Source organism: Collinsella aerofaciens (genome assembly GCF_901212495.1).
In the GTDB taxonomy this organism is placed as follows: Bacteria; Actinomycetota; Coriobacteriia; order Coriobacteriales; family Coriobacteriaceae; genus Collinsella; species Collinsella aerofaciens_H.
Map to the genome: position 1 here is coordinate 14,684 of NZ_CAAKNY010000058.1, position 18,693 is coordinate 33,376.

Below are 18,693 nucleotides of genomic sequence, written 5' to 3' on the forward strand. Positions count from 1 at the left end.
AAACCGCCGCAAAGGGGCAGACACCTTTGCGGCGGTTTTCGCATATTATGTCGTTAATCCAGCGTCAGCAGGGACCACTGGTTAAGAACTAAGGAAACTGCCATGAGAAGATCTCTTCCCCGTCTCGCCTTGACCGCTGCACTCCTTGCCGGCGTGCTCGCCGGCGCCCCAGCCTACGCCGCTGCGGCCACCCCTTCTCAAGTTATCGGCCCGTCCGAATGTGATCGGATGGGTTTCTTAGTGGGTATCATGGTTAGACGATCATGAGGAGGTTTCCCTACATGGAATTGTTTGAGCCAATTCTTCATTTCTTTGCACAACGATGGGTCCACAACATCATCTGGGCAGGTATTTTGGCCATCGGTACCGCCGTTGCCGCCAAGGTCGCATCCAAGACCCTGCACCACCTGCTTAACCGCGACGATAACCCACTCCCTTCATCGAGCATCTTCATCAACATCGCGCGTGCCGTCATCTGGATGATCGGCGGCAGCTTTATCCTCGACAACTGCTTTGGCATTAACGCAAACGCCCTCGTCGCCGCTCTTGGCGTCGGCGGCATCGCCATCTCACTCGGCTTTCAGGACACGCTTTCAAACCTTATCGGTGGCATGCAGGTGACCTTTATGGGCATCATCAAGCCCGGCGACAATATCGAGGTCGGCGGCGTGTCGGGCGTGGTCCAAGACATCACCTGGCGCCATACGACCATCGAGGACGCCTGTGGGCAGACCATCATCGTCCCCAACTCCAACATCTCCAAGAACACGCTCGTGCACCTCATGCCCTTTGGACGCGTTGCCGTGCCCGTCGCGGTGAAAGACCCCTCCAAATGGATATCGCTCGATGCGCTAGCAGACGAGCTCGTCAGCGCCACCAAAACGGCCGTCTCGCCCATCTCAGATTTTGACAAGGAGCCGTATGTGCTCTTTAGCGAGATTGGCGACTTTGGCATCAAGGGCAAGATCATCTTTATCGTCAGCGACGACAGCACCACTTTCACCGCTGCCGACGCCTGCATCCGCGCCATCGCCCCCATCATTGCACAACCTGCCAAATAGGGACAGGTTTATTTTGGCAGGTTTTATCTGGGCAAATGGGCGGTTTATTTCTCAATGGCCCAGCCGCCCTTTACGAGCTGCCCCTTTTCGTGCGACCGAGACGATGGTACCATGGTTTCTATAGTTGTTTAAACGACTAAGGGAGTAGACACCATGGAAGAGGCCTATCGTCAAGCACGCAAGCGCGGCGAGCAGGAACGCCGTCACGCCATCAGCCAAAGCGAACACCCGTACCTCACGGACCTCGATAGCCTCGTTTCCCAGCTCCCCTTAGGTCAGCGAGAGAGCGTCGGCCTAAGGGACATTCCGCTCGAAATGGTCGTCGGCACGGTTACCAAGGGCCGTCAGTCTGCCTTTTCGTGCAACTTTATGCCCCTGTTACCATTTAGCACCGAGTTCGCCCGCAAGTGGTCCAACCTCTACGACATCCAGGTGACCGAGGGCTATCGCGACCCCATCATCGTCACCGAGTTCATGCATCGGTTTTACGTCCAAGAGGGCAACAAACGCGTCAGCGTCCTCAAATTCCTGGACGCCCCGACGGTTTCGGCCGAGGTCACCCGTCTCTACCCCGGCACATGGGATTCCCTCGAAAGTCGCCTGTACGGCGAGTTTTGCTCGTTTTGGCGCGTCTGCCCCCTATACGAGATCGAGTTCTCGCGCGAGGGAAGCTACGAGACGCTCGTCAAGATGCTCGGTCAGAACCTTGTCGAAAAGTGGCCACAGAAAAAGGTCGACTATCTGCACCATTCCTTCTTGCTCTTTAAGCGCGCTTACCTGCGCGCCGGCGGCGACCATCTGGACATTACGCCCGCCGACGCCATGCTCGTTTACCTCAACGTGTACAACCAAGACCGTCTGCTGGACACGCCGACGGATATCCTCGTAAACCGCCTGTGCAAGATCTGGCGCGAGTTGGTCATTGCCGGCAAACGTGATGAGGAGAAGGTCGATCTTGTCGAGGCGCCGAGTATAGATGAGGAAGAGGCGCCCGCCAAGTCCACTTCCAGCGTGCTCAACTTCTTTATGGGCAAGACCGTCTACTCGGCGGCCAACCCCCTACGTATCGCCTTTATCCATGAATTCCCCTGCGCCACGTCGAGCTGGGACAGTCTGCACGACCAAGGGCGCCAGTATCTTGACGGGCACTTTGGCGGCATCGTGCGCACCGAGGCATTCGAGGACTGCCACGATCCGGACGTGTTCTACGCCGCCGTGGAGACCGCCGTCAAGCACGGGGCGAACGTCATCTTCTCGACTTCACACCGCCTGATGGAATACACGCTCAGGGCCGCCGTTGAGTATCCCCAGGTTCGGTTCCTCAACTGCTCTATCGGCCTTCCCCACCAAAGCGTCCGTTCGTACTTTGGCAAGATGTACGAGGCCAAGTTTCTGCTGGGCGCCCTTGCCGCCAGTATGGCGGACAACCATCGCATTGGCTACCATGCGTCGGTCTTTGCGTCAGGCGCACTTAGCGAAATCAACGCCTTTGCGATTGGCGCCTCACTGCTCGACCCCCGCGCGCAGGTAATCCTCACCTGGGGCGACGTGCCCGCCGGAGGCATTGCCGAGGCAATGTGCCGCGAAGGCGTGAGTGTTATGACCGGCGTCGACATGTCCAAGTCGCTGGAGGACTCCACGGCCTACGGACTCCACCGTCTGGTCGATGGCAAGGTCGTCGGCATCGCCATGCCGGTATGGAACTGGAGCCGATACTACGAGCTTATCGTGCGAAGCCTGCTGCATGACACCTGGGATGAGACCAGTGACGACAATCAGGTGCGCGCCGTCAACTACTGGTACGGCATGAGCTCGGGCGTTATCGACATTCGTTACGCTCCGGGCCTGCCCTATCAGACGCGCAAGCTTGTTCAGCTACTGCGTAATGGCATCGTCGAGGGCTCCATCAATCCATTTGGCGGCGAACTCCACAGCCAAGACGGCGTGGTGCAGATCGAGGGCTTTCCCCCACTGCCGAGCACGCAAATCGTCGAGATGGACTGGCTGGCCGACAACGTGGTGGGCACCATTCCGCAGCCCAACGATGAGCCGAAGGTCCGCGCCCTATGAAAATTTTAGCCGTAGCTGATACCGAAGAACGATGCCTATGGGAGTGTTTTCGCAAGGAACGCTTTGAGGGTGTCGATCTGATTTTGTCCGCAGGAGATCTGGATCCGGACTATCTTGAGTTTTTAGTCACCGTCATCAACAAGCCACTCATCTACGTACGTGGCAACCACGATGACCGCTACGCACGCCACGCACCGGGTGGCTGTATCTGCGTTGAAGACACCGTGTACGTGTATCGCGGCGTCCGCATTGCGGGGCTTGGCGGTTCTATGCGCTATCGAGACGGTGCCAACATGTACACCGAGCGCGAGATGGCCAAGCGTGTGCGCAAGCTGTCCCGCAAAGTGAGGATGGTCGGCGGCTGCGACATCTTGCTCACCCATGCACCCGCCGCCGGCGTGGGCGATTTGGATGACCTGCCACATCGAGGATTCGAATGCTTTAACACGGCGCTCGAGTCTTGGAATCCCGACTATATGGTGCACGGGCATGTGCACCAATGCTATGGCCAGGACTTTCAGCGTGAGCGTCGGCATGCATGCGGGGCAACGATTATCAATGCCTGCGGCTATACGCAGCTTGAACTTAACGAAGCGCACTACCCCATCCGCGGCTGGCAGGCAGCCTGGCTCAATTCGCAAACCATGCGCCGCGAGCTCAAGCGACACGAGGCCATCGAATCCTCTACTGCCAGAACACCCTGGTAACCGCCACAAAGAGGACACTATCCCCTTTGTGGTGGTTTTGGCGCGATAGCAAGAAACCCGGTCCTGCACGAGGCAGAACCGGGTTTCTTGAGCAATGCTTGCTTTACTCAGGCGGTAACTATAAGTTACTCAGCCAGGAAGTCGCGCTGGACAGCGGGATCGACCTTGACGCCAGGGCCCATGGTGGAAGACACGGAGATGGACTTGACGTACTTGCCCTTAGCAGAAGAGGGCTTGACGCGCAGGATCTCGGTGTACAGGGCAGCGTAGTTCTCGACGAGCTGCTGCTCAGAGAAGGACTTCTTGCCCAGGGGCACGTGGCAGATGCCGTAACGGTCGGCGCGGTACTCAACGCGGCCAGCCTTAAGCTCAGAGACCATCTTGGCGACGTCCATGGTCACAGTGCCGAGCTTGGGGTTCGGCATGAGGCCACGGGGACCAAGGATCTTACCGATGCGGCCAACCTTGGCCATCATGTTCGGCGTAGCGATAGCGGCGTCGAAGTTAATCTCGCCCTTCTGGATCTGGGCGACGAGCTCGTCGGAACCGATGATGTCGGCGCCGGCAGCCTCGGCCTCGCGGGCCTTCTCGCCCTCGGCGAAGACGGCAACACGAACGGTCTTGCCGGTGCCGTGGGGCAGGGAGATGGAACCACGGATGTTCTGGTCAGCCTTACGAGTATCGATGCTCAGACGGAAGTGAGCCTCGATGGTCTCGTCAAACTTGGCGGTGTCGAGCTCCTTGATGAGCTTGGCAGCCTGAAGGGGGGTGTAGAGCGTGGCGCGGTCGATCTTCTCGGCAGCGGCGTTATAGCTCTTACCATGCTTAGCCATGTGCATTACCTCCTGTGGTTAAACGGGCATGAGCCCTCCCACATCGTATCGTGTGCCTTATTGCACACATCTAACGGTCGCCCCGGTCGGAGCGCCCGTCATTACCTAGAAAAACGCTACTCAGCGATGGTGACGCCCATGGAACGGGCGGTACCGGCGATGATCTTCTTGGCGGCGTCAATGTCGTTGGCATTGAGGTCCGGCATCTTGATCTCGGCGATCTTGGTGAGCTGCTCCTGGGAGAGCTGACCAACCTTGTCGGCCTGGGGCTTAGCGGAACCAGACTTGAGGTTCAGCTCCTTCTTGATGAGGTGAGCCGCCGGCGGGGTCTTGGTGATGAAGGAGAAGGACTTATCCTCGTAGACAGAGATCTCAACGGGGATGATATCGCCCTTCTTGTCCTGCGTCTCGGCATTAAAAGCCTGGCAGAACTGCATAATGTTCACGCCGGCAGCGCCCAGGGCGGGGCCGACGGGAGGAGCGGGGTTAGCGGCACCAGCAGGAATCTGGAGCTTAATGACGTTGGCAACCTTCTTCTCAGCCATGGTCATTCCTTTCAAATCACGAGTGTGAAGTACTTGCTATATCGTAAGCACGCACGTGTTAGAAGCACTCCTGAGATGAGCAGTCACAGAAGAAGCACGCTCGCGCGAACGGACGAAAACTTAAGCGATGACAGCGACCTGGTTAAAGTCAAGCTCGACCGGCGTCTCGCGGCCAAAGATCATCAGCGTGACCTTGAGCTTACCAGCCTCGGTGTTAACCTCGGAGACCTTGCCATCAAAGTCGGTAAGCGGGCCATCGGTGACACGGACGGATGTGCCGACCTGAATATCAACCGAGGTGCGCTTGGGCGAATCGCCCTTACCGGGACGACGAGTCATCTTGTTGTACTCGTCGCGGGAAAGCGGAGCGGGCTTGCCGTTGCCGCCCAGGAAACCGGTGACGCCAGGCGTGTTACGAACGCACGTCCAAGCATCGTCATCCATCTCCATGCGGACCAGGACATAACCCGGGAAGATCTTGGAATCCTTGGTCTCGCGCTTGCCACCCTCTTTAATCTCGGTGACGCGCTCCATAGGAATCTCGATATCAAAGATACGGTCCTGCATGCCCATAGTCTCGATGCGATGCTCGAGATCGGACTTAACGCGGTTCTCGTATCCAGAGTAAGTGTGAACGACGTACCAACGCTTAGACATGGTTTAGCCCCTCAATCCAGAGAACAGAGCAAGAGCCTCGCCAAAGCCAGCATCGAGCAGAGCGATGACGACGCCGACGACGACCAGAGAAGCGCAAACGACGACCGAGTAGTTCACGAGCTCCTTCTTATCGGGCCACGTGACACGCTTCATCTCGGACTTGACCGAAGCGAAATACTTCTTGGTGCGGGCGAAGAAACCAGGCTTCACGTTCTTCTTAGACTTCGCAGCCTTCTCGTTCTTCTTGGCAACGGCCTTCTTGGCCTCAACCTTGGAGTTGGCGGCAGCAGTGTTGGCACGTGCCGGCTGCTGAGCCTTCTTCTTGTTCTTTTTGTTGGCCATTTGGGTTACCTCCGCGCAATGCGCTTATACATGAGTAAACCGTAAGCCCCCAAATGGGAGCTTACGGAATAATGACTGGCACGCCAGGAAGGACTCGAACCCTCAACACTCGGTTTTGGAGACCGATGCTCTACCAATTGAACTACTGGCGTATATGACTAGAGACTAACGAGTCTCTTTGTGCAGCGTGTGGTGACGGCACCAGGGGCAATACTTCTTGATCTCCATACGATCAGGCATGTTCGACTTGTTCTTGGTGGTCGTATAGTTGCGGCGCTTGCACTCAGTGCACGCAAGAGTAACTAGAGTACGCATTAATCCTGAACCTTTCATTTCCGCCCCGTACGGGCACGAGTTTGTACTTTATCAGCTCTACGTAAGTGCTGTCAACGAAAACCTCGAGTCAATTGGTTCTCGGTGGATCCATTCATATTTGGAACACATCAATGAAGCCATCGAGAGCTAATCGACGGTGCGCCCAAGACCATTATCGATCCTCTCGACACCAGCAACGGCTCAATAACCATTGCAGAAAAGAACCCGGCACCCATATAAGTGCCGGGTTCTCTAAGTCAGCTATATCAGAGAGCTAATTTACTCAATGATCGTGGAGACGATGCCCGAACCGACGGTGTGGCCACCCTCGCGGATAGCGAAGCGCAGGCCCTCCTCCATGGCGATCGGGTGGATGAGGTCGCCCTCGATGGTGATGTGGTCACCAGGCATAGCCATCTCGGTGCCCTCGGGAAGCTTGACCGTACCGGTAACGTCGGTGGTACGGAAGTAGAACTGAGGACGATAACCATCGAAGAACGGGGTGTGACGGCCGCCCTCCTCCTTGGTCAGAACGTAGATCTCGCCGGTGAACTTGGTGTGCGGGGTAACCGAGCCGGGCTTGCAGAGAACCTGGCCACGCTCGATGTCCTCACGCTTGATACCGCGGAGCAGCAGACCGACGTTATCGCCAGCCTCGCAGAAGTCCATGGACTTACGGAACATCTCGATACCGGTAACAACCGTGTTCTGGGTATCCTTGATGCCGACGATCTCGACGGGCTCGTTGAGCTTGAGCTCACCGCGCTCGACACGGCCGGTAGCAACGGTACCACGGCCGGAGATGGTCATAACGTCTTCAACGGCCATCAGGAAGGGGAGGTCGTTGTCACGAGCAGGCGTCGGGATGTACTCGTCGACGGCCTTCATGAGCTCGCGGATAGCGTCCATCCACTTGGCGTCGCCCTCGAGAGCGCCCAGAGCGGAACCACGGATGACGGGGATGTCGTCGCCGGGGAAATCGTACTCGGAGAGGAGCTCACGGGTCTCCATCTCGACGAGGTCGATGAGCTCGTCATCGTCAACCATGTCGCACTTGTTCAGGAAGACGACGATGTAGGGAACGCCGACCTGACGGGCGAGCAGGATGTGCTCGCGGGTCTGAGCCATGGGGCCGTCGGTAGCAGCGATGACCAGGATAGCGCCGTCCATCTGAGCAGCACCGGAGATCATGTTCTTGACGTAGTCAGCGTGGCCCGGGCAGTCAACGTGAGCATAGTGACGGGCAGCGGTCTCGTACTCGACGTGGGAGACGGAAATCGTAATGCCGCGCTCGCGCTCCTCGGGAGCCTTGTCGATGTTCTCGAACGCAGTGAAGTCAGCCTTGCAGCCCTCGGTCTCGGAGAGAACCTTGGTGATGGCGGCGGTCAGCGTGGTCTTGCCGTGGTCGACGTGACCAATGGTGCCGATGTTAACATGCGGCTTAGTGCGCTCAAACTTCTCTTTGGCCATAAAGCCCTCCTCTAAACAGGTCGTCCCCGGACGGGACTTTGCCTTTATACCATAGTGGCCTCTCAACATACTATTGAGAAGCCACCGTGTTACCTATGGTAGCGGTGACTGGATTCGAACCAGTGACGCCACGGGTATGAACCGTGTGCTCTAACCAACTGAGCTACACCGCCGGATGGAGCCTGCAACCAGACTTGAACTGGTGACCTCTTCGTTACCAACGAAGTGCTCTACCGACTGAGCTATACAGGCACTTGACGGGTGGGAGCTATAGGATTCGAACCTATGTAGGCAGAGCCAACGGGTTTACAGCCCGTCCCCATTAACCACTCGGGCAAACTCCCAATCGTTCAAGTATCCGCAGGTTCTTTGGTCTTTTGGACCGCCACCCCCGCGAACGAAGAAGATAATACGATGCCACCTTGGGGGCTGTCAACGAAAACCTATAGATACACGGCTCCGGGCGTATCTATATGCTTTTGACCTGCGGTTTTGTTGAATTTAGATATGAAGACTGGTGGATTTGGCTGCGCTAGTGACATTTCCCGAGGGAACACTTTGGCGTAGTGGAGTGCGCCTGTGGTATCGGCCTTCGATAACGACCCTCTTGCACTATTACATAGGTCGCGATCGGGCTTCCCGAGCTCGATCGAGCGTGGAAAATCCTCGCCCGACCAAGTAGATCAGAGCCTCACCGTTTCATCTCGATCTGTAACAGTAAGAGGGTTATTCCTTCCCTATCTGTTACAGATCGAGATACTTCACAGTAGTACCAACTTCAGTCTCATTCTGTAACAGTTAGAACGGTTTTCAGCCTCTTCGTGTTACAGATTGAGATGTTATCGGCCGTCCCTTGGCAATGTCTCAATCTGTAACTATAAGGAGGGTCTTCAGCCCAATCGTGTTACAGATCGAGACAAACCTGAAGCCTGGTGGGAGTCAAACCCGCTGACATATAGACATAAATAGAAACGGGCCCTGTCCCACAAGGAACAGAGCCCGAAACTCTCATGGAGCCAGTGACAGGAATCGAACCTGCAACCCACTGATTACAAACCGTTTATTAGACGACTATACCGCCTAGCTGGGCATTTCTTGCCAATCTATGCGTCCATTAGACCATACATGGTCTATTCAGACTAGTTTTTTTCACGGAAACCATGGTTCGTTGCAAGTTGGTGACATGCGTGTTGCACGCATTTGAGCGAGGAGTCGTTTATATAATGCACAATCACACTCTTATAGCACCCGAGCCCAATTTATACATTTCCTGTTCCGCATCTCCATTCACGACAACCACCAAAAAGGGAGTCACCTCCCACAAGTGGCGTGCTATTTTTACACGCCGAGATGCAAATGGTAAGCGTCAGCAAAAGAGCGTCGTCCTTGCATCGGAGGGACACGGCAGGAGCCGCAACGGCAAGCCAACCAAGCAGATGCGCCAGGTCGTAGAGAACGAAGCACTTCGCATCTTTGAGCAGACCAACGAAGAGATCATGCGCAGCTTTGAAGCCCAAACCGGCATTACGGTCTCCGAGTGCATCGACGCATATATAGATGACTGCACCATCCAGCGCTCGACGATTTCGAGCTATAGGGGCATGCTCAAGAATGCCATCGGTCCCACCATCGGAAACATTGTGCTCGAGGAGCTTACAAAGGATGACTGCAAAAAGTGGGTCAACGACATTAACGCGAAGTACTCCCGAGCCTACGCTGCGAATTCCCTCAGGTTGCTCAAGGGAGCCCTGAAGTACGCCTGCGACGTAGACTAACAGTGGATTGATAGAAGCGTCGCGGCAAAAGTAAAGCTGCCAAAGGCAGATCTTTACGAACAGGAGAAACCAAACGCACTCACCGAGGGCGAGGCGCAAAGACTTCTCACCATCGTCAACGAGGCGCTCCTATCCCCCAACGGCTACCGCGAGTTGCCGTTCATGCTCGCCATCAAGATATCCCTTTATACCGGCCTTCGCCGCTCCGAGATCTGCGCGCTACGCTGGACCGATGTCGACCTCGATAACGGGCGCGTTCACGTAACCCAGTCCATCGGCTATAGCGACTCAAAGTTCTATATCAAGAGCCCCAAAAGCTCGAGCAGCTACCGTTGGGTCGATTGTCCTCCCCAGCTCGTCGAGGACTTAATACGCCGCAAGAAGACGATGGAGCAATGGTGCGAGGAGACCGGCATGAAGCTAACGGGCGAACACTACGTTATCGGATTCCCAGACCCCGCATCGACGATCACTGGCGCGCGCTTAGCAAGAACCTGATGCTCAGGGGCACCCAGAACAAGCCCGTCCCCTTTCACGGCCTTCGACACACCTATGCGACGCTCCTGATACAAAACGGAATGGACATCACTACGGTCTCATCCCTCATGGGTCACTCCAAGACATCCATCACGCTCAACCGCTATGCAAGCACGAGAGACCAGCAAAAGCATGCCGCCGCAAAGAGACTTGGGCAGGTTATCGATGGCATTAACACGGCGTGTAACATCGACTAAGCGCTCCCCCATCACATAGATACCGCTTGGCGATTTGCCCTGTATTAAATGGTTGTACAACAGCACAATAATGCCTGCGGGGCCCGTTATCCAGAGCCCCCAACATGTCATTAAAAGGGGATGTTACATGGACGGCCAAAGGATGCGATGGAATAACTGGGAATTTGAGCTCATGGAGAACAGCCTCCGACTATACGCAGACATGAACGAGCTCGAATACGATAGCAGCCATCCCCTTGCCGTCCTGCCGCCAAAAGTACCCCAAGCGGCTCTCAAGCGCTGTGGAATGAGCTATGGCGAGATTGCAAAAATAGCCTGCGTCAACTATGCAACCGTAAACGGCTGGTTTAACCCCAGAAGAAATCCTCCGCGGGCAACAGTTCGTGGTGGAATCTTCCCCGCGCTTTGCGAAGGATGCCTAAGAATGTCGGGCGCGAGAGACGAAACGCAAGTCGACAAGCGCTTAGTCGCCAAGCGAGTTTTCGCACTCCTCACCACCGGTTCCGCCAAGACCCCGGAAGAAGCGGCATTAGAGCTCGCAAGAGCGCAGGAGCGCTACAACCGATCGGCACTCAGCTACGCCGCGAGCACGCTTACACAGCACGATCTAAATAGCATTGCACACAGCGCCCTGGGCTTCTTGAATCTCAATCACCAGCCCGGCCAATGCAAAGGAGGCCAGCCGCTCAGCGCGTCAACATTCAAGCAAGAAGGCACTGATGCCGTCGATGCACTCGAAAAGGCTGCAAAAGACATGGAGCTCGCAAATTGGAGAGTTGTGCTAGACAGGTTATCGCTTCAAGATCTCCGACAGGCACAGAAGGAACTCGAGCTCACCATAGCGCGCAAAAGCACCCCAGGGTCAAACGCTATTCAATAGAAGAAGCCCCGCTTCAGCGATAACTGAAACGAGGGTATTCACTATATATAAGTGAGGGCATTGGGACTTTCCAACAGCAAAAAACGCGCCTTGGGCTTTTTAGGGGCCCAGACGCGTTTTTGCCATTGGAAAGCTCGTGCACGGGCTCTCTATCCCCATGCCGGCAGATTGCCTACCCCAGCATCTGGTTCACACGTCGCTGCACAGTTTCATATCGGTCTCCCAGGACATTCCGGCGCGCGGCACCGGTGCCGTATTCCCCACGGATCACGGCGCGCGCCAATGCATCCACGTCATAGCTCGCGACGCCGGCCCCGGCCAAAACTAGATAGTCGTTGGCCTCGGGCTTGCCCGTGGGTTTTCCCACAGCAACATAGAGAGTAGTTCCGCCCCGGTGCAGGCGCCCCCAGATCCATCCATCAGCGGTTGTGTACCAGAAGTCAAGCAACACGGCCTCGCCCTTACGCAGCGTACCAGCCACGCGTCCGCTCAGGCTCGGTGCCGTGCGCAGGTTCAGTGCGCTCACCGTGCATCGGTACCTTCCGCCTGCAAAGCCGCCATCATGGCTACCAGATGCCTGTGCATTCATATGAATTGCAACAGCGGTCTTAAACTGCGCCCACGATCGTTCGTAAGCCGCAAAGTACCCATCGGGATCCGTGTGGTCCGATCCGCCCCAGCGAAGCGAACAGTCGCGATGCGAAACCAGCTGCCCGATGCCCCACCCGCGCCCGCGCAGGTAGTCAGCACACCATGAGACGGCCTCGTCCCACTGGCGCTCGAAGATCGCGTGATCGGTCGCATGCGTGAGTTCGATTCCCACACAGAGCGAGTTGTCATTCCCCACGTGCCACGCCACCGTATTATCCGGCTGCGTGTGATAAACCGCGCTGCCGTCCAGCTCCATAACGTAGTGCGTCATGCACACCCAGCTCGCGGTGCGCCGCCAGTAGGTCACGTGATTAGCCGCACTCGCACCGGCGTTCCCCGTCTCATGGACCGCCAAATAAGTCGGAGAGCAGGCACCATGCCCCTGAGATACGATCGCCTCGCGACTCTCGTATGCCTGCGCCGGCGTGGCAAGCGCCATGGTAACCGCCAGCACGGCAAACCATACAGCCAATTTATTGTTCTTCATAGACCTCCTTACAACAAAGGCGCCATGGCCGTAAGCCATGACGCCCCTGGGACAGACTGGATCACCTCCTATGCCGTGCCACCCGAGTCAAGCTCGGCCATCACCGGCGAGAGCACGGCCATAACAAGGGCCACGACCAATGCGCGCCAGGCGGAGTCCAAGACCACTTGGCCAAAGATCAGGTCGACATTAGCAACAAGCACGCCCAAGACACCTTGGACGACAGCGCGGGCCAGGCGCCACTGCCATTCGTTCGACTTCAAAAACTGTTCCATCTACTCCGTCCTTTCCGCCAACGACTGAACGTCGTGCTTCATAACAGCCACGTCCTGCTCGAGCCTATAGGTGCGCTCAATCAGGGTGTTGTGCTTCTCGACACGCTTCGACAGCAGGTCGATCTTGATCTCCATCACCGCCCGGTTACGGAAGTTGGAGCACAGCACGCCTACGAGCGTGACGACACCGCCGATAAGAGCAACAACAATCGATTCCAAGCGACCTCCTAACGTCTTTCGTTGGCCCAATCATCGGGGACGGTCACAAATAGTTTGGAAAAGTACTTGACGGGTAGTAGCTACCGAAAACTACTATTCGAATTAACAGAAAGGAGATTGAGATGAGCGAAGATACTTGGACGCTTGCCGAGCTGAGCCGCATCACGGGACTTGACTACGGGACCGTCAAGTTTTATGCGCGCCCCGTGGACGCGGACACCAAAGGCGGCGGCATCATTCATGAAGCCAAGACAGTGAACGGCAGAAGGCAATTTGATTCCGAGGCTCTCTTTGACCTTTATGTAAGTGGGCTCCTCAAGTCGACAGGAGCGCGTCTTGAAGCGATCCGAAAGGCAAATGAAAACTGTGACTATTCCTCGCTTCTGGACCGTCAGCTTGAAGAGATTAAACAGAAGAAGGTGGAGTTAGAACGTCAGGAAAATAAGCTATATGCCGTCCGCAAACTTATTAACGCGTTTGAAAATGAATCAGATGTGATGGAGCAGCGTCTCGCTCTGGCACCAATTATTCGAGATAGATTTCTAGAATATGCCCAGGCTTGTTTTGATGAGGCGGGATTGAAGCTCGAGGCCAATGAACTTGTTGATTCGGGCGATGCCGCAATAATCGATGCCATGCCTCACAAACCAGCAGTTGAAGAGTTTAACGCTATGAGCTCGCTTTTTCTAAGCAGCAAATTAGACGAGGCCTCAATCGTTCGTTTAGAGGAGTTACTAAACAGCACGGAGCTGAAACAATTCACAGATTCGTTCACTGGGCTGTTAGAAATGGCAAATGTATGGCATCCCGGCATCAAGCCAACAGACCCAATCTTTGCCGGGCCGATCAAAGAGGCTCTTATTTCAACTGAGTATTACTTTGGCCCCACTGGTCGCCGGTGGCTGCCAAAGGCATATGAATATCTATTTCTCACAGACTTAATTGGAGTGGCACTGGAGCTCAGTTGCGGCAAGGGAATTACGACTTGTCTGCGCGAAGCAATAACGTACTGGACCAATCAAGACGAGTAAGGAGAACAAACATGTGGGATTACGCAGAATTGACCAAGACCGCCGCTGAATTCGGCGGCCCGAAAGACTATATCGACGCGATCGAGACCTTTGCCTACACCGAAGGCGCCGTTAACGGATTCAAGAAAGGTGCCGGCATAGTCACTTTAGTGGCCCTACCGGTTTGTGCCGTCATCGCGAAACTCTATGCAAGTTACCAACTCAAGAAGGAGGATGCGAATAAGGCGAAGCAAGCTCTATCAAGCTATATGGAATCAAGCGAGACTACAGAGGCGGCCCAGGAGGAGCAAAATGACTAAATACAAGGTCATCTACCATTACCCGAATGGAACCGACGGCGAAGAAGACGACCTCTTCGACACCGAGGACGAAGCCTTTGATGTGGCAAGCTATGGCGTTTCCTGCTATAGCTCCGGCGCAGAGATCCTCAACATGTCAAACCCGGGCGATTACCCGTTAGACGGCACAGAGGATGACTGTGAATTCGAGATCATAGAAGTCGATGAATAGCGCATCCGGCCCCGCCCGCAAAGGACGGGGCCTTTTTCATGCCTAACCCACTGTCAGATACCCGCGTGCCGTAGCGGTATCGATGACGGCCATGGCGCCCGTCACCTTACTGCTACTCCAAACGGTACCAGCACCGCCTACCAGCTTGCTGCAGCCACCAAACGTCTGGGAGCCCGGGACACTCGCCCAGGAGATTCCCGAAGGCAGCGCCCAATTCCGGTCAACCAAGATCTTTTCCAGCATGGAGCAGGTGGAAAACGTATAGAACAGACTGGTCAGATATGAGGACGCCAAGCCCCTCAGGTCCAGTTCCTGCATCATTCTGCAGTTATAGAAGGTGTAGCGCATGCTGCCGACACGTTGCAGGTTGCTCAGGCCAGACATCGCCGTGACGTTACTGCATCCATAGAACCAGTGGTTCGTGTTCCACACCATCCCCGCCGGCATCGTCATCTTTGAGATAACAACACTCTTCACGCGGCTCGAATAAGCGCCCCAGGGCAACGCGCGCATGGCGTTGTACTGAGCCTGAGCGCAAATGCGCGACTTGGCGGTAATCGTACGGGCGCCCCCAACCGGCTCGTCGTTGCCAATCTTGACGATGCCGTCCGAATATAGCGCGCCCCGCACCCAAAACCGCGGATCGTTTTCCTCGGAATGGCAAAGCACGCCCTTGTCTCCAAAGTTCATGCCCGCGGCGCCCTCAGAAGACACTGGGCAGCAACCGCGCTCGCCAACCAGGCGGTTGCATCCGCTAAAGACGCCCGAGGCAGAGATGATCTTACTTGGGTCGAACGAGGTGGCAAAGATAGACTCTAGGCACGAGCACGCGTTAAAGGCGTTGGTAAAGTCTGTGACCTCGTTCAGGTTCCCAAACCCATAGACGCGCTTAAGCGCCACCATGCCTTCAAAGAGGTATCGTGCGCTCGTCACGCCCGTTCCCTTTTATGTCGCATCGATCTCAACAAACGTCATGGACTTGCGGGAGTCATACCACGGACGGTCAAGGTAGTTCTCATAGCCCGCCGTCTGCAGTGGCCAGCTGCCTTTAGCCGCACCATGGTTCTTAGGCGCGGAGTCCAGGCGACCGAGCCAAAAACAGCCATCCTCGAATAGCACGGCACGAGGCGACTCGGGATTCACCCAACTCATGGCCAGAATCGCCGCCGCCATGTCGCCGGGCTTATAACGTATGGTCTCGCCGTTTTGCTCACGGATGGCCTTCGCGATCTCTTCAAACACCGCAGGCTGAAGGTATCCGTAAGATTCGCCGCGAAATGGGTTTTTATATCCGCTACCGCTCTTGATGCCGTTGAGCGCCCGTACCGCACTGGCAAAATCAACTGGCTTATAGAACTGTTGAGATCCGTTTTGCTCGCGGATCGCGTTCGCGATGTCGAAGAGAATTTTCCGCTCAGTTCTTCCGAGCACCATCAGGAACTCGCCCCGCCCTGAATTTCGGCAATTCTCCGGTCAACATAATTTACGGTCGCATAACCAGAAAGGTCGGGCGGTTTGGAGCCAAGCCTTGCAAAGCACCGCAATACGCACCTTTTTCTATATGCATCCGGTTTATCAATGCTTATGACGGAGCAGATGCAGCCCGAATTCCACATAATCACATAGTCGTAAAGTTTAACGAAATAGCCATCGACGGTCGCCTCATACTCCTCGCCCGCCTCCATGGGGATTCCTTCGATAAAGTGGACTTTACTACGTGAGTCAGCCACCAGGTCAACTGTCACCATGTCATAAGACGATACTGGACTATATTCAACGTTTCTTACCACCGCGAAACGCCCGGAGCCATTGTAAAGAACGTCACCTGTTGAAATAAGTCCTTTCTCTGATCTAAACGTCACCGTTCGATCTGAGAATTCCAAGCCCGATTCGCCCATGTTTACGATATTCGGCCCACGTTGTCCCTGAAGGTCTGCCTCGCTGGTTCCGCTTGCGCTCGTCACGCGCAGGATGGTCCCATCCCATTCATGGGTGACACTCGTCCCGTCATTGCCGTCTAGGCCAGCCGGGCCCACGGGGCCACGCAGGTCGACTCCGTTGGAACCACTTGCGCTCGTTACATTCAACGTGGTCCCGTCCCAGGAATGGATAATGTCGAAGCCGTGCTCTCCCTGGGGACCGGTATCGCCCTTCTCACCCTTGGCTCCGGGATCGCCCTTCTCGCCCTGATCGCCTTTTTCTCCGCGCTCCCCCTTATCGCCCTTTTCGCCGCGTTCAACCTTTTCGCCCTTGGGCCCGCGCAGCACCGTCGCAGACTGCACGCCCGCAGCGGTCTCGACCTTAATCATCGGAGCGCCCTCGTCGCCATCCTCGATGGTCACCACGGGGCTCACGCCGTCCCTACCCGGAGGGCCCTGCTCGCCCACAGGACCAGGATCGCCCGGTCGACCGTTAAAGTTGCCCTCGGCAGCATCACGACGCAACTGCTCCGCCACCTGCAGCAGCTCTCCGCTCGCATCCTCATAGCGCTTCACCATGTCAACAAACAGCGTAAAGCCGTCGCCGGCATCAACGCCCGCGACCAAATCCTCCTGTACGCGAACGAGGAATGTTCGGCTCGTAATAGTGCCTCCCTGGGCATACGAAAGCACCCGCTGGCACTCAACGACGCCCTCGAAGTTCGCCATGGCGCGCGGCCAGTAGATCGCTTTGCGGCCCGCCGCGGCATCCATGCTAAAGAGCTCCTCGCAGCCGCATTTGCGAGCCTGACGGTGGCGCCACAGCAGGTAAACATGGTGCTCACTCACATCCAGCGGCTCTGCGCACAGGGTGATATCCACCGCAACGCCGCGCCCCTTGTAGTCTGCCGGCGAGGCGATCAGCTCGCCGCCCGTGCAGTCGCCGCAGAGCTCCCAGCTCATCTGCTGCAGAGCGAATTCCTCCAGTTCGGCCATCTAAAACTCCTTGGTACCCAGATCGGTTATCGAGTTGAATTTCTTGTCCACGTAGTCCTTGGTCGCAAAGTCGCCGGTAACGGAGCCGCCGAACTTTGCCACGACCTTCAGCTGCGCCAGCTGGCTCTTGCCGTCGACCATGGGGCCCTCTTTGACCACGATGCCGATACAGCCGGTATCAATTGAGAACACGTAGTCACCCTCGCGAATAAACAGCCCCTCGACGGGGATATAGCCCTTGGCAGTCGTGCCCACCGTCTCATCGAGCCCCTTGCAAACGCCAAAGCCCAGCCCGCGAAACGAGCCGATGAGCGTCACCTCAATGGTGCGCGACCCTGTAGCCTCGGTAATCTGCGTCACTTCGGCGACGTTGCGCTGCCGGTCAATAATCCAATCGCCGATAACGTATTGCCTTGACTTGGTTATGAAGGTCGCCTTGCCGGCCGCATCGAAGTTGAACTTCGTGGTCGCCTCACGGGCCAGCTGCGGCGTACGCCCGTCTTTGCCGGTCATACCCTTCTCGCCGCGGTCGCCTTTGGGCCCCATGGGGCCTTCCGGTCCCACCTCACCCGGCTCGCCACGATCGCCCTTCTCACCGCGCAGGCCGCGCAGCATCGTGGCGCTCTTCGAGCCGTTCGCATCGGTCACCGTCAGGGTCGCCGTGCCCTCGGCGTCAATCGCGATATCAACGAGCGGTGTAAATCCAGCCGGCCCCTGGGGACCGGGCTCGCCCTGCGGACCCTGCTTGCCATCGATGCCCGGCTCACCGGGCGGTCCGGAAAGACCTCCGGCGGCAGCCTCCTTACGCAGCTCGTCGGCAAGCCCCAGCATCTCGCCAACCGCGTCCTCATAGCGCCGAATCGCCTCGACAAACAGGGTGTACCCGTCTCCGGGGTCGGCGTAGGCGCCCAAATCCTCCTGCACACGCACCAAAAGGTGCGGCTCGTCAGCGTGCCGCCATCGGCAAAGCTCAGCATCAGTTGGCATTCCACGGTACCTTCGGCGCGCGACATCGCTTTCGACCAGTACACGGCACGGCACGACTTCTCGGCATCGGGCGTGAACGTCTCAATGCATCCGCGGCGGCGCGTCACGCGGTAGCGCCAGATCAAGTACACACGATGCCCCGTCAGGTCATAGGGAACCCCATCTTCAGTGACGTCCACGATGATGCCGCGCCCGTTGCAGTCCGCGGGGCTTGCCAACAGCTCGCAGC

The 18,693-nt window shown here is 56.6% G+C and carries 23 protein-coding genes and 4 tRNA genes; 10 read left to right on the plus strand and 17 right to left on the minus strand.

Annotation, left to right across the window (positions count from 1 at the left end):
* Positions 1 to 281: 281 nt before the first annotated feature.
* From SFLMC1_RS06540 to SFLMC1_RS06550, 3 genes are all read left to right on the plus strand, one after another.
* The gene (locus tag SFLMC1_RS06540) at positions 282 to 1,061 is read left to right on the plus strand and encodes a mechanosensitive ion channel family protein (protein WP_152073439.1); all 780 of its coding nucleotides are present in this window, start codon (positions 282 to 284) and stop codon (positions 1,059 to 1,061) included.
* Positions 1,062 to 1,214: 153 nt separating this feature from the next.
* Entirely contained in the window at positions 1,215 to 3,131 is a 1,917-nt protein-coding gene (locus SFLMC1_RS06545) for a BMP family ABC transporter substrate-binding protein (RefSeq protein ID WP_152073438.1), read from the plus strand.
* Complete coding sequence (locus tag SFLMC1_RS06550) at positions 3,128 to 3,838, plus strand: metallophosphoesterase (protein ID WP_152073437.1); 711 nt, start codon at positions 3,128 to 3,130, stop codon at positions 3,836 to 3,838. Before SFLMC1_RS06545 ends, SFLMC1_RS06550 begins: the two co-directional genes overlap by 4 nt.
* 125 nt (positions 3,839 to 3,963) lie before the next feature.
* Here SFLMC1_RS06550 and rplA read toward each other — a convergent pair whose 3' ends face one another.
* The 10 genes from rplA to SFLMC1_RS06600 all read right to left on the minus strand — a co-directional run bounded on the left by rplA (position 3,964) and on the right by SFLMC1_RS06600 (position 8,344).
* Positions 3,964 to 4,671 carry a 50S ribosomal protein L1 gene (gene rplA / locus SFLMC1_RS06555; RefSeq protein WP_152073436.1) on the minus strand — a complete coding sequence of 236 codons (708 nt, stop codon included), beginning with the start codon at positions 4,669 to 4,671 and terminating at the stop codon, positions 3,964 to 3,966.
* A 116-nt stretch (positions 4,672 to 4,787) separates the two neighbouring features.
* Positions 4,788 to 5,216, minus strand: a complete 429-nt coding sequence (gene rplK / locus SFLMC1_RS06560) for a 50S ribosomal protein L11 (RefSeq protein ID WP_022093893.1) — start codon at positions 5,214 to 5,216, stop codon at positions 4,788 to 4,790.
* A 120-nt stretch (positions 5,217 to 5,336) separates the two neighbouring features.
* Positions 5,337 to 5,873 carry a transcription termination/antitermination protein NusG gene (gene nusG, locus SFLMC1_RS06565; RefSeq protein WP_006234984.1) on the minus strand — a complete coding sequence of 179 codons (537 nt, stop codon included), beginning with the start codon at positions 5,871 to 5,873 and terminating at the stop codon, positions 5,337 to 5,339.
* Between the two features lie 3 nt (positions 5,874 to 5,876).
* On the minus strand, positions 5,877 to 6,215 hold the full coding sequence (gene secE / locus SFLMC1_RS06570) for a preprotein translocase subunit SecE (RefSeq protein WP_152073435.1): 339 nt from the start codon (positions 6,213 to 6,215) through the stop codon (positions 5,877 to 5,879).
* Positions 6,216 to 6,291: 76 nt separating this feature from the next.
* Positions 6,292 to 6,367, minus strand: a tRNA-Trp gene (locus tag SFLMC1_RS06575).
* A gap of 13 nt (positions 6,368 to 6,380) precedes the next feature.
* A complete protein-coding gene (gene rpmG / locus SFLMC1_RS06580) occupies positions 6,381 to 6,530 on the minus strand; it encodes a 50S ribosomal protein L33 (protein ID WP_117655047.1) in 150 nt (49 codons plus the stop codon).
* 279 nt (positions 6,531 to 6,809) lie between these two features.
* Entirely contained in the window at positions 6,810 to 8,000 is a 1,191-nt protein-coding gene (gene tuf / locus SFLMC1_RS06585; protein WP_152073434.1) for an elongation factor Tu, read from the minus strand.
* 96 nt (positions 8,001 to 8,096) lie between these two features.
* Positions 8,097 to 8,173: transfer RNA gene (locus tag SFLMC1_RS06590), tRNA-Met, on the minus strand.
* 3 nt (positions 8,174 to 8,176) lie between these two features.
* Positions 8,177 to 8,252 (minus strand) — tRNA-Thr (locus SFLMC1_RS06595).
* Positions 8,253 to 8,262: 10 nt separating this feature from the next.
* Positions 8,263 to 8,344: transfer RNA gene (locus SFLMC1_RS06600), tRNA-Tyr, on the minus strand.
* Positions 8,345 to 9,436: 1,092 nt separating this feature from the next.
* Between SFLMC1_RS06600 and SFLMC1_RS06605 the strand changes: the two genes are divergently transcribed.
* The 4 genes from SFLMC1_RS06605 (at position 9,437) to SFLMC1_RS06620 (ending at position 11,389) form a co-directional block, all read left to right on the plus strand.
* Entirely contained in the window at positions 9,437 to 9,775 is a 339-nt protein-coding gene (locus SFLMC1_RS06605; RefSeq protein ID WP_187323887.1) for an N-terminal phage integrase SAM-like domain-containing protein, read from the plus strand.
* Between the two features lie 36 nt (positions 9,776 to 9,811).
* Positions 9,812 to 10,273: a site-specific integrase gene (locus SFLMC1_RS06610; RefSeq protein ID WP_226814222.1), complete on the plus strand. Its 462-nt coding sequence runs from the start codon at positions 9,812 to 9,814 to the stop codon at positions 10,271 to 10,273.
* The gene (locus tag SFLMC1_RS06615; RefSeq protein ID WP_222838046.1) at positions 10,273 to 10,509 is read left to right on the plus strand and encodes a tyrosine-type recombinase/integrase; all 237 of its coding nucleotides are present in this window, start codon (positions 10,273 to 10,275) and stop codon (positions 10,507 to 10,509) included. Before SFLMC1_RS06610 ends, SFLMC1_RS06615 begins: the two co-directional genes overlap by 1 nt.
* Positions 10,510 to 10,636: 127 nt before the next feature.
* A complete protein-coding gene (locus SFLMC1_RS06620) occupies positions 10,637 to 11,389 on the plus strand; it encodes a hypothetical protein (protein ID WP_152073431.1) in 753 nt (250 codons plus the stop codon).
* A 172-nt stretch (positions 11,390 to 11,561) separates the two neighbouring features.
* Here the strand turns inward: SFLMC1_RS06620 and SFLMC1_RS06625 are convergent, their stop codons facing one another.
* The 3 genes from SFLMC1_RS06625 to SFLMC1_RS06635 form a co-directional block, all read right to left on the minus strand.
* Positions 11,562 to 12,527 (minus strand): N-acetylmuramoyl-L-alanine amidase, encoded by a 966-nt coding sequence (locus SFLMC1_RS06625; protein ID WP_187323888.1) that lies wholly within the window; start codon positions 12,525 to 12,527, stop codon positions 11,562 to 11,564.
* 68 nt (positions 12,528 to 12,595) lie between these two features.
* On the minus strand, positions 12,596 to 12,802 hold the full coding sequence (locus SFLMC1_RS06630; protein ID WP_152073429.1) for an alanine racemase: 207 nt from the start codon (positions 12,800 to 12,802) through the stop codon (positions 12,596 to 12,598).
* Positions 12,803 to 13,021 carry a hypothetical protein gene (locus SFLMC1_RS06635; RefSeq protein WP_152073428.1) on the minus strand — a complete coding sequence of 73 codons (219 nt, stop codon included), beginning with the start codon at positions 13,019 to 13,021 and terminating at the stop codon, positions 12,803 to 12,805.
* Positions 13,022 to 13,143: 122 nt separating this feature from the next.
* Between SFLMC1_RS06635 and SFLMC1_RS06640 the strand changes: the two genes are divergently transcribed.
* Genes SFLMC1_RS06640 through SFLMC1_RS06650 form a run of 3 tightly spaced genes read left to right on the plus strand, consistent with a single transcriptional unit; the run spans position 13,144 to position 14,562 of the window.
* Positions 13,144 to 14,052 carry a MerR family transcriptional regulator gene (locus SFLMC1_RS06640; RefSeq protein WP_152073427.1) on the plus strand — a complete coding sequence of 303 codons (909 nt, stop codon included), beginning with the start codon at positions 13,144 to 13,146 and terminating at the stop codon, positions 14,050 to 14,052.
* Between the two features lie 11 nt (positions 14,053 to 14,063).
* Positions 14,064 to 14,351, plus strand: coding sequence for a hypothetical protein (locus tag SFLMC1_RS06645; protein ID WP_152073426.1), 288 nt, complete (start codon positions 14,064 to 14,066; stop codon positions 14,349 to 14,351).
* Positions 14,344 to 14,562, plus strand: coding sequence for a hypothetical protein (locus SFLMC1_RS06650; protein ID WP_152073425.1), 219 nt, complete (start codon positions 14,344 to 14,346; stop codon positions 14,560 to 14,562). Before SFLMC1_RS06645 ends, SFLMC1_RS06650 begins: the two co-directional genes overlap by 8 nt.
* A gap of 42 nt (positions 14,563 to 14,604) precedes the next feature.
* Here SFLMC1_RS06650 and SFLMC1_RS06655 read toward each other — a convergent pair whose 3' ends face one another.
* From SFLMC1_RS06655 to SFLMC1_RS06670, 4 genes are read right to left on the minus strand one after another with little or no spacing between them, the layout of a single operon-like run.
* The gene (locus SFLMC1_RS06655) at positions 14,605 to 15,495 is read right to left on the minus strand and encodes a leucine-rich repeat protein (RefSeq protein ID WP_152073424.1); all 891 of its coding nucleotides are present in this window, start codon (positions 15,493 to 15,495) and stop codon (positions 14,605 to 14,607) included.
* Positions 15,496 to 15,507: 12 nt separating this feature from the next.
* On the minus strand, positions 15,508 to 15,996 hold the full coding sequence (locus tag SFLMC1_RS06660) for a hypothetical protein (protein WP_152073423.1): 489 nt from the start codon (positions 15,994 to 15,996) through the stop codon (positions 15,508 to 15,510).
* The gene (locus SFLMC1_RS06665) at positions 15,996 to 17,477 is read right to left on the minus strand and encodes a collagen-like protein (protein ID WP_152073422.1); all 1,482 of its coding nucleotides are present in this window, start codon (positions 17,475 to 17,477) and stop codon (positions 15,996 to 15,998) included. The genes SFLMC1_RS06660 and SFLMC1_RS06665 overlap by 1 nt, the downstream gene beginning before the upstream one ends.
* Positions 17,478 to 18,464 carry a collagen-like protein gene (locus SFLMC1_RS06670; RefSeq protein ID WP_152073421.1) on the minus strand — a complete coding sequence of 329 codons (987 nt, stop codon included), beginning with the start codon at positions 18,462 to 18,464 and terminating at the stop codon, positions 17,478 to 17,480.
* Between the last annotated feature and the right edge of the window lie 229 nt (positions 18,465 to 18,693).

Coding starts and splice junctions, on each gene's coding strand:
- rplK (WP_022093893.1), bottom strand. CDS start 5,216: ATGGCTGAGAAGAAGGTTGCCAACGTCATTAAGCTCCAGATTCCTGCT.
- SFLMC1_RS06665 (WP_152073422.1), bottom strand. CDS start 17,477: ATGGCCGAACTGGAGGAATTCGCTCTGCAGCAGATGAGCTGGGAGCTC.
- SFLMC1_RS06630 (WP_152073429.1), bottom strand. CDS start 12,802: ATGGAACAGTTTTTGAAGTCGAACGAATGGCAGTGGCGCCTGGCCCGC.
- SFLMC1_RS06615 (WP_222838046.1), top strand. CDS start 10,273: ATGCTCAGGGGCACCCAGAACAAGCCCGTCCCCTTTCACGGCCTTCGA.
- SFLMC1_RS06670 (WP_152073421.1), bottom strand. CDS start 18,464: ATGCCAACTGATGCTGAGCTTTGCCGATGGCGGCACGCTGACGAGCCG.
- nusG (WP_006234984.1), bottom strand. CDS start 5,873: ATGTCTAAGCGTTGGTACGTCGTTCACACTTACTCTGGATACGAGAAC.
- SFLMC1_RS06545 (WP_152073438.1), top strand. CDS start 1,215: ATGGAAGAGGCCTATCGTCAAGCACGCAAGCGCGGCGAGCAGGAACGC.
- SFLMC1_RS06550 (WP_152073437.1), top strand. CDS start 3,128: ATGAAAATTTTAGCCGTAGCTGATACCGAAGAACGATGCCTATGGGAG.
- SFLMC1_RS06640 (WP_152073427.1), top strand. CDS start 13,144: ATGAGCGAAGATACTTGGACGCTTGCCGAGCTGAGCCGCATCACGGGA.
- SFLMC1_RS06605 (WP_187323887.1), top strand. CDS start 9,437: ATGCGCCAGGTCGTAGAGAACGAAGCACTTCGCATCTTTGAGCAGACC.
- SFLMC1_RS06625 (WP_187323888.1), bottom strand. CDS start 12,527: ATGAAGAACAATAAATTGGCTGTATGGTTTGCCGTGCTGGCGGTTACC.
- SFLMC1_RS06645 (WP_152073426.1), top strand. CDS start 14,064: ATGTGGGATTACGCAGAATTGACCAAGACCGCCGCTGAATTCGGCGGC.
- secE (WP_152073435.1), bottom strand. CDS start 6,215: ATGGCCAACAAAAAGAACAAGAAGAAGGCTCAGCAGCCGGCACGTGCC.
- SFLMC1_RS06660 (WP_152073423.1), bottom strand. CDS start 15,996: ATGGTGCTCGGAAGAACTGAGCGGAAAATTCTCTTCGACATCGCGAAC.
- rpmG (WP_117655047.1), bottom strand. CDS start 6,530: ATGCGTACTCTAGTTACTCTTGCGTGCACTGAGTGCAAGCGCCGCAAC.
- rplA (WP_152073436.1), bottom strand. CDS start 4,671: ATGGCTAAGCATGGTAAGAGCTATAACGCCGCTGCCGAGAAGATCGAC.
- SFLMC1_RS06650 (WP_152073425.1), top strand. CDS start 14,344: ATGACTAAATACAAGGTCATCTACCATTACCCGAATGGAACCGACGGC.
- tuf (WP_152073434.1), bottom strand. CDS start 8,000: ATGGCCAAAGAGAAGTTTGAGCGCACTAAGCCGCATGTTAACATCGGC.
- SFLMC1_RS06540 (WP_152073439.1), top strand. CDS start 282: ATGGAATTGTTTGAGCCAATTCTTCATTTCTTTGCACAACGATGGGTC.
- SFLMC1_RS06620 (WP_152073431.1), top strand. CDS start 10,637: ATGGACGGCCAAAGGATGCGATGGAATAACTGGGAATTTGAGCTCATG.